General features: G+C 53.3%; 13 protein-coding genes. 7 read left to right on the forward strand and 6 right to left on the reverse strand.

Features of this window, described 5'->3' with window-relative positions:
- Positions 1–172 precede the first annotated feature (172 nt).
- From AABA21_RS12705 to AABA21_RS12725, 5 genes are all read left to right on the forward strand, one after another.
- Positions 173–1774: an alpha-amylase family glycosyl hydrolase gene (locus tag AABA21_RS12705; RefSeq protein ID WP_338250450.1), complete on the forward strand. Its 1602-nt coding sequence runs from the start codon at positions 173–175 to the stop codon at positions 1772–1774.
- A gap of 255 nt (positions 1775–2029) precedes the next feature.
- Positions 2030–3073 carry a zinc-binding dehydrogenase gene (locus AABA21_RS12710; RefSeq protein ID WP_338250452.1) on the forward strand — a complete coding sequence of 348 codons (1044 nt, stop codon included), beginning with the start codon at positions 2030–2032 and terminating at the stop codon, positions 3071–3073.
- Between the two features lie 394 nt (positions 3074–3467).
- Positions 3468–4652 carry an RNA-guided endonuclease InsQ/TnpB family protein gene (locus AABA21_RS12715; protein WP_338250454.1) on the forward strand — a complete coding sequence of 395 codons (1185 nt, stop codon included), beginning with the start codon at positions 3468–3470 and terminating at the stop codon, positions 4650–4652.
- Between the two features lie 164 nt (positions 4653–4816).
- On the forward strand, positions 4817–5776 hold the full coding sequence (locus AABA21_RS12720) for a GlxA family transcriptional regulator (protein WP_338250456.1): 960 nt from the start codon (positions 4817–4819) through the stop codon (positions 5774–5776).
- An 84-nt stretch (positions 5777–5860) separates the two neighbouring features.
- On the forward strand, positions 5861–6427 hold the full coding sequence (locus AABA21_RS12725; RefSeq protein ID WP_338250458.1) for a cysteine hydrolase family protein: 567 nt from the start codon (positions 5861–5863) through the stop codon (positions 6425–6427).
- Between the two features lie 66 nt (positions 6428–6493).
- Here AABA21_RS12725 and AABA21_RS12730 read toward each other — a convergent pair whose 3' ends face one another.
- The 5 genes from AABA21_RS12730 to AABA21_RS12750 all read right to left on the reverse strand — a co-directional run bounded on the left by AABA21_RS12730 (position 6494) and on the right by AABA21_RS12750 (position 11018).
- The gene (locus AABA21_RS12730; RefSeq protein ID WP_338250460.1) at positions 6494–7516 is read right to left on the reverse strand and encodes a hydroxyacid dehydrogenase; all 1023 of its coding nucleotides are present in this window, start codon (positions 7514–7516) and stop codon (positions 6494–6496) included.
- A 12-nt stretch (positions 7517–7528) separates the two neighbouring features.
- The gene (locus AABA21_RS12735; protein ID WP_338250462.1) at positions 7529–8263 is read right to left on the reverse strand and encodes an SDR family oxidoreductase; all 735 of its coding nucleotides are present in this window, start codon (positions 8261–8263) and stop codon (positions 7529–7531) included.
- Positions 8264–8265: 2 nt separating this feature from the next.
- Complete coding sequence (locus AABA21_RS12740; RefSeq protein WP_338250464.1) at positions 8266–9027, reverse strand: SDR family NAD(P)-dependent oxidoreductase; 762 nt, start codon at positions 9025–9027, stop codon at positions 8266–8268.
- Between the two features lie 125 nt (positions 9028–9152).
- The gene (locus AABA21_RS12745) at positions 9153–10142 is read right to left on the reverse strand and encodes a Gfo/Idh/MocA family protein (RefSeq protein WP_338250466.1); all 990 of its coding nucleotides are present in this window, start codon (positions 10140–10142) and stop codon (positions 9153–9155) included.
- An 84-nt stretch (positions 10143–10226) separates the two neighbouring features.
- Positions 10227–11018, reverse strand: coding sequence for a sugar phosphate isomerase/epimerase family protein (locus tag AABA21_RS12750; protein ID WP_338250467.1), 792 nt, complete (start codon positions 11016–11018; stop codon positions 10227–10229).
- Positions 11019–11270: 252 nt separating this feature from the next.
- Here AABA21_RS12750 and AABA21_RS12755 point away from each other — a divergent pair, with 252 nt between their 5' ends.
- On the forward strand, positions 11271–12347 hold the full coding sequence (locus AABA21_RS12755) for a LacI family DNA-binding transcriptional regulator (protein WP_338250470.1): 1077 nt from the start codon (positions 11271–11273) through the stop codon (positions 12345–12347).
- 83 nt (positions 12348–12430) lie between these two features.
- Positions 12431–13159, forward strand: a complete 729-nt coding sequence (locus tag AABA21_RS12760) for a hypothetical protein (protein ID WP_338250473.1) — start codon at positions 12431–12433, stop codon at positions 13157–13159.
- Positions 13160–13196: 37 nt separating this feature from the next.
- Here the strand turns inward: AABA21_RS12760 and AABA21_RS12765 are convergent, their stop codons facing one another.
- Positions 13197–14930 (reverse strand): hypothetical protein, encoded by a 1734-nt coding sequence (locus AABA21_RS12765; RefSeq protein WP_338250476.1) that lies wholly within the window; start codon positions 14928–14930, stop codon positions 13197–13199.
- Positions 14931–14975: the final 45 nt, after the last annotated feature.

The following is a 14975-nucleotide window of genomic DNA, read 5'->3' on the forward strand; positions in this document are numbered from 1 at the left end:
TAATGTTGACAGAGCACTATGGATGACAATATTGTAAGATAAATAGAATCACATCAATGGAGAATGCGATGTGGGTGGTCCTATGGACCTATCACAGGTGTATCAACCTGGATAGAACCTGTTAATGGATACTTAATCCTTGTTCAAAGGTATTTACTAGGGGTAAATGTTTATGGCACAAATTCATAAATGGTGGCAGACTGGAGTTGTTTATCAGATATATCCTCGTAGCTTTATGGATAGTAACGGAGATGGTGTTGGAGATCTGGCAGGAATTACGCAACGGCTCGATTATTTAGAATGGCTGGGGATTGATGCAATATGGCTATCGCCAGTGTATCCATCGCCAATGGCAGATTTTGGGTATGATATAGCTAACTATATTGATATCGATCCACTGTTTGGCACCTTGAAGGATTTTGATGCCCTCCTGCATGAAGCCCATCGGCGCAACATAAAAATCATTGTAGATTTTGTCCCCAATCATACATCTGATGAGCATGACTGGTTTGTCGAATCCCGCTCAAGCCGGGAAAGCAGCAAACGCGACTGGTATATCTGGCGTGATCCAGCGGCTGATGGTGGTCCACCCAACAACTGGACGAGCTTTTTTGGTGGTTCCGCGTGGCAATTTGATGAGGGCAGTGGACAATACTATCTGCACATGTTTGATGTCAAGCAGCCGGACCTCAATTGGAGAAATCCAGAAGTGAGAGCAGCGATGTACGATGTGCTGCGTTTCTGGCTGGATCGGGGTGTCGATGGTTTTCGCGTGGACGTCATATGGATGATGATCAAAGACGCCCAGTTCCGGGATAATCCAAACCGACCGGGATGGAAGCCTGGTGATCCACCCTATGCAAGACAGGAAGGTCGCTACACCGAGAATCAGCCTGAAGTGCATGATGTTATCAAAGAGATGCGATCTCTCGTAGACCGTTATGACGAACGCGTGTTTATTGGCGAGATCTATCTGCCGGTGCCACAGTTGATGCATTACTATGGGCAGTCTTTAGACGAGGTTCATCTGCCATTTAATTTCCAATTCATCGAGCTCGCGGCCTGGAGCGCCAGTACTATTCGCGCCTGTGTAGATTTGTACGAAAAGGCACTGCCAGAAGGAGCGTGGCCGAACTGGGTGTTAGGGAATCATGACCGCTCCCGTATCGCCAGTCGTATTGGAAAAGAGCAGGCACGCATCGCGCACATGCTGCTGCTGACCCTGCGAGGAACGCCAACATGGTACTACGGGGACGAACTGGGCATGCAAGACGTCGTTGTACCGCCGGAAATGATGCATGATCCCCAGGGAAAGGATAATCCTCAGCATAGTCGAGATCCCCAGAGATCACCAATGCAATGGAATAGCCAACCTGGAGCAGGTTTTACCCAACCCGGCGTTACGAGCTGGCTGCCATTGTCCCAGGATTATCAGCATGTGAACGTACAGATGGAGCAACATGATGAGCGTTCCTACCTTGCCCTCGTAAAAAAGTTGTTGTCACTCCGACAATCCATCCCGGCACTCACCACGGGCAGCTACACATCCCTGGATGGAGTGCCTGATGACTGCTTTGTATATATCAGGGAGCAAGAAGGCAAGCGGTATCTTGTGGCATTAAACTGTTCCAGTCAGGAGCAGCAGCTCCATCTCGACCATGCCAGGCAGGGGAATGTTGTATTGTCAACCTTCCTGGATCGCAACGATCAGGTCGAGCTAACCAATTTTGTGTTACGAGCGAATGAAGGTTGTCTCATCGAGATCAACGACTAAGATCCGTTTTGTATAGCTATAAGTTCCTTCTGGTGTGAATGCTGCTGAGGGAACCTGGTATGAAGTTGGCAGATAGCGTTGAGAGGATATTATTGAGGTGTGCATGAATCATGGATGGTGACGTGTATATGTAAGCGTATTTCTCTCGGCGCCCTGTTTTGATGTTGTAGCCGCTCAAAGAGAAGGTGGGCGGCTTGTTTTCTGTGTCCGAGTACCGACTGATGTTACCCGCAGATTTTCAAAGAAGGAGAGAACATGTTTAAAGGCCTTTATGTTGATAAGCCGGAGAGTGTCGTGGTCCTGGAAGAGCAGGAAGCAGAGTTGCAGGCAAACCAGGTACGGATTCAAACAGAGTTCGCTGCGGTGAAGCATGGGACAGAGTTTCATCTCTTTAGTGGGCAATCGCCCCATGCCGAGAAGCGATTTGATGCCGGGCTTCGGCTTTTTGTCCCGACGAGTGAGCAGGAGCGTGCAAGGGAATCAGCGCGCCGCTCATCGGTGGGCAATACCGCAGTGGGGCGTGTTATCGAGGTCGGGTCAGCTGTCACGAAATTCAAAGCGGGCGACCGTGTCTATTGCTATGGGCCCGCCTGGGAGCTGGTGACAAAGGCGGAATCTGATGTAGAGCCTTTGTATGAACCGATGACGCCACAAGATGCCGTCTGTCTCGATCCCGCCCTGTATGCATTCGTTGCGGTACGCGATGCCAGAGCACGTCTTGGGGATGTGGCAGTCGTCTTTGGGCTGGGAGCGATTGGTCTTTTCGTGGTGCAGATGCTGAAATTGAGCGGATGTCTACATGTGATCGCCGTTGATCCAATTGAGAAACGCCGTCTGCTAGCTGAACGGTATGGTGCGGATTTGACGTTTGATCCGACGCAATGCGATGCAGGCATGGAGATACGCAAAGTGCTGGGTCAGGGAGCGGATATCGCGATTGAAGCCAGTGGTAATTACAAGGCACTGAGTGGAGCGATGCGGGCTGTGCGCAATTGCGCGCGCATTGTGACGCTGGGATATTACAAAGGACGGGATACCGAGCTGGAATTAGGAGCGGAATGGCATCATAATCGGCTGGAATTAATCGGGAGTATGCCCGTCTGGGACAATCCCTTGCGTGACTACCCGCTCTGGGATAACGAGCGTATTTCACGAACCCTCATTGAGCTATTTTGTCAGAAACGCCTCATTTCAGACGGCATTGTCGATCCTGTGGTTAATTTTGACGACGCGGCTGCGGCGTTTCTTGCCATCTATCGCGACCCAACCCATGCGATCAAACTGGGAATCCGATTTTAACTTCTGCCAGTCATTTGTCGAGCGTGATATCAATGCCTTACCCGATAGCTGAGAAAGAGGTATCGGGCCGCATTTACCTGGCATCTCTCGGCTGGACAGGCGCACCCAACATCACCTCGATGCGCCCTCGCGATGGCGGAACGATGTGGAGTCGTGCGTGTTCTTCTAAATCCTCCTTTCAGGCTTTGGCATCTCCTTAGCAGAGGCAAATGACGTGAGGACTCACCTCATGCAATAAAAAGCATGAGGTGAGTGAGCTTGACCCACTTTTTATCAAACCGCGCCGTAAAACTCCTGGCTTCAGCCGTGGTGATAGAAGGCGCGTTCCTTCTGGTGGCGCGATGGAGGTATGGCACTGTTGAATTCTTACACAGTATATGCTACAATGTAAAGCATGAGTACACAGAAACGTGCCTACAAGTTCAGATGCTACCCAACCGACGAGCAAAAACAGATCCTTGCTCGGACGTTTGGCTGTGTACGCTTTACCTACAATTGGGCTTTGCACCTCAAAACGGACGCCTTCTACAAAGAGCACACGCGCCTATACTATAAAGATCTTTCCTCCATGTTGACTGACCTGAAAAAACAGGATGACTATCGCTGGTTGAATGACGTGTCCAGCGTTCCCGTTCAACAGGCCTTGCGCCATCTCGATAAGGCATTTATCACCTTCTTTGAAGGTCGTGGGAAGTACCCCAGGTTCAAAAAGAAACGGAACAAACAATCTGCGACCTACACATCAAGCGCCTTCACCTTTCGCCATGGGGTTCTCACGCTGGCGAAGATGCAAGAACCACTGGCTATTGTGTGGTCGCGCCCCTTGCCAGAGGGAGTCGCCCCTTCCAGTGTCACCGTCAGCAAAGATGCCGTAGATCGCTATTTCGTCAGTCTTTTGATCGAAGAGGACATTGCTCATCTGATGCCCTGTGAAACCGCCATCGGTGCCGACTTGGGCCTGAAATCCTTTGTCGCCCTTTCCGATGGTGAGGTCGTTGGCAACCCTCGCTTCTTTCAGCAGGACGAGAAGAAACTGGCGAAGGCCCAACGCCGCCATGCGAAGAAGAAAAAGGGATCGAAGAATCGAGAGAAGGCGCAGCGCGAGGTAGCCAGAATACACGCCCGGATTGGTGACCGACGTTCTGACTTTCTGCACAAGCTCTCCACACGACTGATCCGTGAAAACCAAACGATCTGCGTGGAGAGCCTTTTGGTCAAGAACATGGTCAAGAACCCAAGCTTGAGTAAAGCCATCTCGGACGTGGGCTGGGGGCAATTTGTCACCCTGTTGGAATACAAAGCAGACTGGTATGGTCGAAATCTGGTCAAAATTGACAAATGGTACCCCTCCAGTAAACGCTGTTTCGACTGTGGATATATCTACGAAGCCCTCACACTCGATGTACGCCACTGGACGTGTCCAAAATGTGGCGTCCATCATGACAGAGATAGCAATGCAGCAAAGAATATAAGGTCCGTGGGGCTCACGGTCCTCAATGCCTGTGGAGAGTCCGTAAGACCGGGGGCGGTGAAAACCAAATCCGGCAAGACTCAGCGAAGCAGGAAACCCCGCAAGTGATTGCGGGAATCCCCTGGCTTGAGCCGTGGGGAGGATGTCAAACTATGGATCTGGCTCACATTCGGGGAAAAGATCAAATGGCTGGATTTGTCCGTATTCTGGCTTGATCGTCCCTGGTATGCGGCGATAGCGTGAGGCATACTTATGGCATGAAAGGAATATCCGTGGAAGTAAAACAGGGCAAGCAGCGTTCTGTGATCGTGCTCATCTTGCCAGGGGTCCAGTTGCTCGACCTTGCGGGGCCGGTGCAGGTCTTTGACACCGCCGTCCGGGTGTTGGGGTTGCCATATCGCCTGGCTTTTTGCGCGGCATCTGAAGAGATCCGTTCGGCCCAACAACTCTCCCTGGCACATCTGCAGCCGCTCCCAGCCGTTGATGGGAGCTCGCTTATCCTGGTGCCAGGCACAGGCGCAGCGCCCAGTCATAATCGTGCTTTGCTCGATGATGCGACCAGGCGCTGGCTCCAGGACAGCTATCGAGCCGGGGCACAGATCGCGTCTATCTGTTCAGGTACCGCTATTCTGGGCGAGGCGGGATTGCTGCACCGGCGGCGCTGTACCACCCACTGGGAGTTTACCGCAGACCTCCAGTCCTGCTACCCGACCTCCCATGTACTCGATGATGTGTTGTATGTGCATGATCATGGCATCATCACCAGCGCAGGGGTGACATCTGGCATCGACATGGCCCTCTGGTTGCTTGAACAGGACTGTGGACCGCGCATCGCGGCCGATATCGCCCGACAACTGGTAGTCTACTTCCGTCGCAGCGGCCAGGAGAGGCAGGTGAGCGTCTATCTGGAATATCGCTCCCATCTTGATCCCTGTATTCACAAAGTGCAGGACTGGTTAGCTGAACATGTCAGCGAGCCAGCCACACTGGCTGACCTGGCCAGTGTAGGCCAGACGAGCGAGCGCTCTCTAGCTCGTGCATTCAAAGCGGCGACAGGTATTACGCCCCACCAGTATCAGTTGCTCCTACGGCTAGAGGTAGCCTCGCACCTGGTACGTGATACCGCGCTCTCTTTAGAGACCATCGCAGCTAAAAGCGGCTTTGGAGATGTGCGGCAGTTCCGGCGTGTGTGGGGAAAACGCTATGGAGCGCCTCCATCGCTGAGCCGGTGACCCTCTCTGAGCAGCTTCAGTGTTTACTATGGTTACCTCCACGGGTTGTGTCTCATGTATCATTGGAAGGACAAGAGAGAGAACATGGTTACGATACCTCAAAACGCGGCACTGGTTTTGATTGATGTGCAAAACGTCTGGGATCATCCCAAATGGGGACGCCGGAATAATCCAGACGCGGAACAGAATATTGCCATACTCCTGCATGCCTGGAGGGAAACACAGCGGCCTGTTTTTTATTTTCAACATCTTGAGCAGCACCCGGACTCCCTTTTCAAAGCGGGTACCGCAGCTGCCGAGATTCGAGATATGGTGCGCCCGCTGGCAGGGGAGCCGGTCATTCCCAAAAGGATGCATAGTGGCTTTATGGGGACGGATTTTGAGCAGCGCCTGCGCAGCGCGGGGATTACGACCCTCTTTATAACCGGGTTTATGACCAATGGGTGTGTGGAGACGACCTCGCGCATGGCTGGGGATCTGGACTTCAAAACGTATGTGGTCGCCGATGGTACCGCGACCTTTGACCGGGTTGGATATGATGGGGTACTCCATGCCGCTGAAGAGGTGCATACCATGAGCTTGAATAATCTGCATGGTACCTTCGCGACGATCACTACCACGGCCGAGATCCTGCATGACCTTGCACGGTGACAGGAGAAAAGCGAACATTCCTCAGCGGCATCGTTCAACGTGAATATGAACCATGCCGCTGAGCTATTAAGCCAGCGTGGCGAATAGCGCAGGAGTGATCTCGTAGCGCAGGGTTTCTCCCAGGAGGAAGTGCCGCACCTCATCGACCATGGCCTGTCCCTGGCGTTCGTGGGTATCGATCGTATGGCCGGCGGTGTGCGGTGAGAGGATAACATTGGGCAACGTTCGCAGCGGGCTATCGGGTGGCAATGGTTCCGTGCTAAAAACGTCGAGTGCCGCGACAATACGGCCATTGCTTAATTCATGCCAGAGGGCCTCCTCATCGACCAGCGGCGCGCGTGCGTCATTGAGTAAAATTGCTCCATTACGGAGCAATGCCAGCTGTGTTTTGCCAATCATGCCGATCGTTTCAGGCAGCACAGGAGCATGCAGAGTGACGATCTCAGCCTGGCGCATCAGTTCATCAAGCGGCAGTGCTGTAACATTCATCCCGGTTGCCTGCTCTTTGGTGAGCAACGGATCATAGGCCAGCACCCGGCAGCCAAAGGCCAGCAGCAGATGGACGACAGCGCGTCCAACCCGGCCCGTGCCCACGACGCCGACCGTCCTGTTGCCGAGCAAGCGCCCCGGATAGGCATCACGTAGCTCCATCCATGTGCGTCCATCCTGCATGCCTTGATGGATTTGATGGAGCTGACGTAAACAGAGGAGAGCTTGCGCAATGACCAGTTCCGCCACTGCATCGGCGATGATGGCGGCTGCATGTGAGACGCGCAATCCCTGTTCCATGGCAGATTGCGAGACGAGATGGCGAATACTTCCAGCCGTATGGGCTACCAGACGCAGTTGTGGATGAGCACGCAGAAGAGGCTCATCGAGTGGAGGCGTTCCCCATCCTGTTATGCAAGCAACCGCTCCATCGAGCAATGTCGGCAGATCCGAGGGCCCCAGCGTTTCCTGCTGATGGGACGTTACTGTGGCAATGGATGCAAGCTGATCCTCGGCGTGTGCTGAAAGCATCTGCCTGCGCCGCTCGGGCGTGAGTAATACGGCTATCCTTGGAAGTGTCTGTGATGATGTATTTTGCATAAAGCGTGGTCCTTAGAGGCGGCTTGGATACAGCGTCAGTTCGGGTACATGAGCACGTGGAGGCAGGCTCATCACGAAAAGGCATGCGTCCGCAACATCCTCTGGCTGCAGCGCACGAGCCATCACCTCGGGGGGCGTTGGTGCTGGCCGCTTCAACACCATCGGCGTATCGGTCAGACCCGGAAAAATAACCGTCGTGCGTACGCCATGCTCGCGCTCCTCCTCCATAGTGCCATGCGCAAGTCCGACGATCCCGGCCTTGCCCGCCTGGTAGGAGATGCCTGAACGATCGGGCTTTTTCGCGGAGGATGAGGAGATGTAGATCAGTAGCCCTCCCTCCTGCTTCCGAAAAATGGGGACGATGGCCTGCGTCAGATGAAACGCAGTCGTTACATTGATTGCCATCATGTTCGCCCAGCTCTCAGCGGTCAGCTCATCAATGGTGCGGCGGGGAAGATTGGTGCCGACCGAGTAGACGACGGTGGTAATGCGACCGTAGGTCTGCAAGGCCGTCTCTAGCAGGTGATCTATCTCATCCCGCTTCAGCATATCTGTCGCGACCGCAAGGGCTGATCCCCCCTTTTGTTTGATGGAGGTCGCGATTTGCTCAAGCGCCGCAGCATCACGTGCGGCAAGCACTACGTGCGCGCCTGCTTCCGCTGCTGCCATGGCCGTGGCCTTCCCCATACCGCTACTTGCTCCTGCCACCAGCACTACCTGTTTATTGAGATCCTGTTGATGTTGCATACTTAAAAAACCCCCTGTCCGCCATTAACTTCTATGGTCTCGCCAGCAATAAATGTCGACCACGGTGATGCCAGAAACAGGGCTGCGCCAGCCACATCCTCCGGTAAGCCCTCTCGACCCAGCGGCGTGCGATTCACCGCGGCCTGCCGCCCCTCTGGCGTACTAAAGCGATCATGGAAACGCGTTGCGATCAGGCCCGGCGCAATGCCATTGACGCGGATCCCCTGTGGACCGACTTCTTTCGCCAGCGACCGGGTAAAGGTCAGGATACCGCCTTTTGTCGCCGCATAGTGCGCGGCTCCCGCTCCACCACCATCGTGAGCGGCAAGCGAGCTGATCGTGATGATGACGCCCTGTTTTGCACGCTCCATATGTGGCAGCACCGCCCGGCAGCATAAGAACGTACTTGTGAGATTCACGGCGATCGCTTGATTCCACAACTCCAGCGAACAGTCTTTGACTTTGGCACGTTGCAGGATGCCCCCACTATTGGCGATGAGAACATCGATCTTGCCAAAACGCTCTATCGTTGCCGCTACGACACGTTCTACTTCGGCTTCCTGTGTCAGGTCAGCATGGAGAGCGAGGGCTTTGCCGCCTCCTTGCTCAATGGTCGCTGTGACCTCTGCGGCGTCTGTGTCACTGGTAAAATAGGTCAGCGCCACAGAGGCTCCATAGTGTCCGAATGCTTCTGCTATGCCACGGCCAATGCCTGATGCACCGCCGGTAACTAAAACGACCTGATCTTTAAATGTAACATCCATGTGTCTTTTCTTTCTTTTTGGCAGAATTAAGGGCCAGAGCAGACCCCTTCGATTTCTCAACGTCGAGGTACGGTATTTACGTGGACGATTTCTACAAAGCGTAGGCCACGACAAATATGCGGTCTTTATTCTCCTGCCTGCAAGGCACGCGCCAGAATTTTTTCGGCGACCTCCATAGTCTTAAGGCAGTCACGAAATGGCGAAGTCGTCACCTCCTTTCCATATTTCAGCGAGTCTATAAACTCGCGGCTTTTTGCGCGGAAGCCACCGTAGATAAACAATTGATCTCCCCCGGCTACTTCCCGGGCGCTATATTCTTTCCCATCGATATCCCCATGTTGATAGAGCTGCGCTTTTCCCTCCAGATCAGCATCTACAAAGACGCCGGGCGTGTGCATCTGCACCCTGAACACGCGTTTGCCACTGCTCCAGCTATTGATGACAAAGCCTGTTGACCCATTATCGAAGTGGAGTTGGGCGCCGATCCAGTTAATATCGGGAACCCCTATACGTTTACAATGGCTTTCGATGCCAACGACTTCTCCTCCGCACATAGAGCGGACGGTATCGATAGCATGCGTGCAATCATCGAGCATATGGTCCCGTGCATTGAAAAAGGGCTCCTGTGCATACTTATAAAACTCGCACACCGCATGGGTAATCGGCCCCTGCTTCAGGCACTCCTCGCGCATCTTGACCAGCAATGGACTGCTCCGGCGCTGGTGGCTGACCTGCGTCATGACGCCCTTGTGCTCGGCCAGATAACTCAATAACTGTGCCTGATGCCAGGTGATGCCCATCGGCTTTTCAATGTAGAGATTCTGGCCTTGCTGTAAACACCAGAGCCAGATGTCAAACATGATATGTGGTTGGCCGATCGCATAGACTCCATCGGGCGTGCAGGATTCAATCATGCTCTGATAGTTGGTATAGCGATTCTGAATGTGGTAGGTGTCAGCCGTCGCATGGAGCCGCTGCTCATCCAGATCGCAGATGCCAACGATCTCAACGTCGTCAAATGATGCCAGAGAGGGATAATGGACCTGATTGGCTAGCTTTCCCGCCCCAATGACGGCGATGCGTACCTTTTCTTTCCCGGTAAACTGCTCGGACATATATACTTCCTTCTTGCTTTTTACAGAGGGTCAGAGGAAATAGGAACAGGGGATCTCTTTTTGTGCCCCTACGTAGATGTAGAGTTATGCAAACAGAGATTTCGCATAGGCAATATCTTCCGCGATCAAACGATCCACCGCCGCTTCGTCGCTATATTCGGCGGTCAGGCAGATAGGACCGCTATAGTTCCGTCGTTTGAGCTCTGTTGTGACACATTCCCAGGAAGCTAGACCTTGTCGCCCACTCGTCCAGTATTGCGTGTAGGCCGCGGCCGGTGCTTCAGGTCCGTTTGTTCGTTGCCAGAGCACGTTCTTCAGGTTCACCATACAAAGATGTGACCAGACGATATCCAGCGCCAGTTCGGGGATCTCTCCATTCAGGGCGCAATGAGCAGGATCGAGCACGGCTGCAATATGTTTCCTCTCATATTTCTCGATAAGATGACGAATGCTCATGGCATTGGCAACATAGCGTCCATTGTGATTCTGGATGCCCAGTGTCACCCCATATCTATCAAGCAGCGGTACCAGCGCATCAAATTCACGCTGCAGATGTTCCTCGTAGGCAAGATAATTTGTCTCTTTTGGGATATCCAGGCAGATACGGATAACGGGGATTTTCAACTCCGCGCAAAGCGCGATCATGGCTTCATCTGTCGGACCAGCGATACTGTTGATGGTGAGATTACAATCAGCTAAAATATGGGCAGCTTCTGGAAGACTCGTATGTCTGTTTTCCGGTGTTACCTGGTAGCCTGGCCTGACTGGTAGCTCAACCCCATTGAACCCCAGTTGCTGGAGGAACGTTCCCAACTGTGGAAGCGGCGTTTTCCAGGGTTTCGTGAACACAGTAAAGGTGATCTGTGAAGTGCTCATTGCTTCTCCTCTGTATGTGTCGGTAGATATTATCATTGATGCTTATTGAAGAATGTATTTCTCTCCCATTACACCGATATTCGGTCCTGATTCTCCTGCAAAGGGAATAGTTGACAATCAATCTAATCTGTACTAGTCTTAGTGCAAGGTTACACTAAATCGATACACTTTTCAAGGCTAAAAGCGCCTGGATTCCACATTATAACCTGGTTGTATGGAGTTAGTATATCGATTTAGCAAAAGGATAATTGCATGGTAAAAGAGAGAAAGAGGTCCTCCCGTGAGGTGACAATTCAGGATGTTGCTCGCCTGGCAGGAGTCTCACCTTCAAGCGTCTCCAATGTTCTCAATGGGCGGCTTGAACGTATGGGAAAGGAGACGGTTGAACGTATTCAACGTGCCATTAAGCAACTGGGATATACGCCCAGCCTGGTGGCTCGTCAGTTAAAGACCGGGTATGTACCTATTATCGGTCTCATTGTCCCGTCCGTAGCCAATCCCTTCTGGGGGGCCTTTGCCAGTGCAGCCGAAGAGACGGCATTGCGGCATGGGTTCCGTGTGTTGTTATGTAACAGTGAGCGTAATCTAACGCGTGAGCAATCCTACGCAGAGGATATGTGGGCTCAGGGTATCCGGGCGATTATTTTTGGCTCATCATCACTTTCATTGACACACCTGTTCAGCCTGGTAGAGCGTGGCTTACATACCATTACCTTCGATCGCCATACTCTGCAGGATGATTCCTTCGATGTTGATAGTGTCAGCATCGATAATGTGCTGGCGGGACGCCTGGCAACAGAGCACCTTATCGCGCTGGGTCACCGACGTATCAGTCTCCTCTCCGGTTCCATCCGTACAGTGAGCCGCATTGATCGTCTGAAAGGGTATCGCGAGGCGCTGGAAAACGCCGGCATTCCATTTGATCCGCATCTGATCTGGGAAGCAGCATCCGATACCTCCTTTGGTGATATTGAAGGGGCAGCGTTAGGCCGCATGGGCGCACGCGAGATGCTCAGTCGGGAAAATCCTCCCACAGCTATCATTGGCATGAACGACCTCTACGCATTAGGTGCCTACGCGGGAGCGCATGATGTCGGGCTCTCTATCCCATCCGCCTGCTCCATCATTGGTTTTGACGACATCGTGTTTGCCGAGATCGCTCAACCGCCATTGACCACGATTCGCCAACCTTTGCAAGAGATGCTACGCGTCGCGGTCGAGTGCTTGATCGAGCGTCTCGAAAAGGCAGATGATGCCGGCAGTGTCGCTCATCATTCGTTTACTCCCGAGCTGATCATCCGGGGCTCAACGGGTCCCGTGTCCACTTAGAGCGTATTTCCTTAGGAGAAAGAAGCAGGCAGAATAAAGCAAGAGGGGAATGCTATCCTCAGAAGTAGAAAGGCAGAATTGCTATGGTCGATTTTAAACCAATTGATGGCAGCTACGCACTGATTCTTACTGACATTTGGGATCAGCATTGGTGCAAAGGGGCAACAAAAAGAGTTGGGGAGTTAGCTCCAGCTGTCAATGAAGTCATCACATATGCCCGCGCAAAAGGCGCGCTTATCATTCATGCACCTAGCGATACGATGGAATACTATAAGGATTCTGGCGCTCGCCATAATGCAGAGAGGGCGCCTTTCCAACCTCTTGATGGCCTGCAGGTTCATGGTGTGGATTTGCCGATAGATGATTCGGATGGGGGGTGTGATGATACCCCTTATTGTGTTCAAGGGACCCCCTGGACACGCGAACATGCCGCCATCATTGTTGATGAGGAGAAGGATGCGGTGAGTGATACTATCCAAGAAATCTATAACCTGTTCAAGTTGAAAAACATTGAGAACGTGATCGTCATGGGTGTCCATGCCAACATGTGCATCCTTCATACCCGCTCCTTTTCTATCAATACCCTCGTTGCCATGAAAAACGCTGGGAAGCTGAAGCAAGTCTACTTATTACGCGATTTAACTGATACGATGTATGACCATCGTGCAAACCCAAAGGTCGATCATTTCACCGGGACGGACCTGGTGGTGAAATACATCGAGGAGAAGTGGTGCCCTACCATGCTTAGCTCACAGATCATTGGTGGCCTCCCTTTCCGTTTTACCGATGATCACCGTGACGATGCAGGCTGACGTCATCCTTCTATGTGCCCGCCGCTGAGGCAAGGGTTTATTCGTCTGCTGGATGGATCGTGGCGATGTCGATGCCCGGTGGTACGATCCCGATGACCTTGCCCTCACGGATGATCTGACCCAGCCTGGCGGCGGATGCGGTCCTGCTGCGCAGGAACCGTGGACTTCCCGTGAGGTCGACGGTCAGATGGCCATTGCATGCTCTCCCGACGAGGGTGTTCATCAGGTCATAGACCTCGATCTCTTCGTGCTCAACGTCCATCTCAAGCGTGCCTGTTTGAGCAACACTCCAGACGGCTCCCACGACGCGGTCGTCGCCTGCATAGATGTACGCGCGCAGAGCGGCCCCCATTGGCTCTTCCCCTGCCGGCTGCAAGCCACGGAACTGATCAGTAAGCGTGGCGTAGGCCGTGTAAGAGAGCCGCGGCTCGCCGTTGTCGGTCATGAGGCCCCAACCTTCGCCAGCATATTGGAGTGTAAAAATGAAGCTTCTCGCCACACCGGCCGCCACCGAGGCAATCTGTGCCCGGACAATGAAGTTGGCCTGATCCCAGGCGCTAACACCCTGTAGAAGGTCCCAGCCTGTTTCGGTGAGCCATATCTCTACGTGCTGGCCGCCGTTCTCATTGAGGAACGAGCGCATGGACTGGATGATCTTCACGTAGTTAGTTGCCTCGGGCGTTGTATCTCGCGAGGCGTAAATGTGGATAGCTATCGCGTCGTAGGATGTGATCCCCGCCACCTGGATTGCCTGCTGATCAAAATCAGTGCCCCCATTGGAGCCAATCAGGAACGCATCGGGGTCGGCTCGTTTGATTCCATCTTTCGCCGCCTTGAGAAGCAAACCATAATGTGTGCCGTCCGATCGCCAGTATTGGGAGGTGGTTGGCTCGTTCCAGATTTCCCAGTAGTGAATACCATAGCCATCGGTCCAGCCCATTTGCCGGGCGAGCACGCCTCCTGGTTTATAGCGGTTGACGACCTGGTAGCAGAAATGAGTGAAGTTTGCTAGCGCTGTCTGCCAATCGATGGTGTCTGTCCGGCTATTCCAGCCCTCTGGGATAGACCATGATGCCCAGTAATCGAGCAGGCCCATCATAAGTACGTGGTGTTCGCGGGCTTGAAGCATGGATGCATCGAAGGCCGCCCAGTTCCACGTGCCCTGGCTCGGCTCAAGATTATTCCAGAACAATTCTTCGCGACTCCATGCGATGCCCGCTTTGTACATGCGTTGAAAGCTCCTGGCGGCCCCGTTTTCATCGAAGCGGATACCGAGCCAGGCCCCGCCTCCGCCGATGCCCCAGGGAGACGCTGGCTCCGGTCTGTTGACCGGTGGAGGCAGAAGCGCCAGCGAACTGCTTGCGGTGGCTACTACGGTGCTCGCTGACTGGAGCATGGCTGTCGCGTTGTACCAGCCCAGTTTTTGGGTGTCGATCATGACCTGACGAGCAAAGGTGCCATTGGGTGTCAGTACCACGTGGTCGGTGTATCGGGCAACGGTTGTGCCATAGGCGTCCTGAACCGTGAGGCTGAGCGTGTACGTTCCACCCTGCCCACTTGTGTCCTGAACGGACTGCATCAGGGCCATCTGTTGTCCTGACTCAAAAAGGTTTCCGGGGGCTATTGCGTTGAGCGTGAGTGTGGCTGTGGCTACTGTATCTGCTGGTGTGTTATTGATAGGCGAGGTAAGGCACAACCCTTGCGCCGCGTCGCCAATGAACCTGGGGAAGCGGAGTCTGGCGAGCATCCTGAAAAAGCGAGAGATGTCCATGGAAGACGTCCTCCTGTTGATGACAGAGGTTTCCCACATGCTACA

The sequence above is a fragment of the Dictyobacter halimunensis genome, from assembly GCF_036245075.1.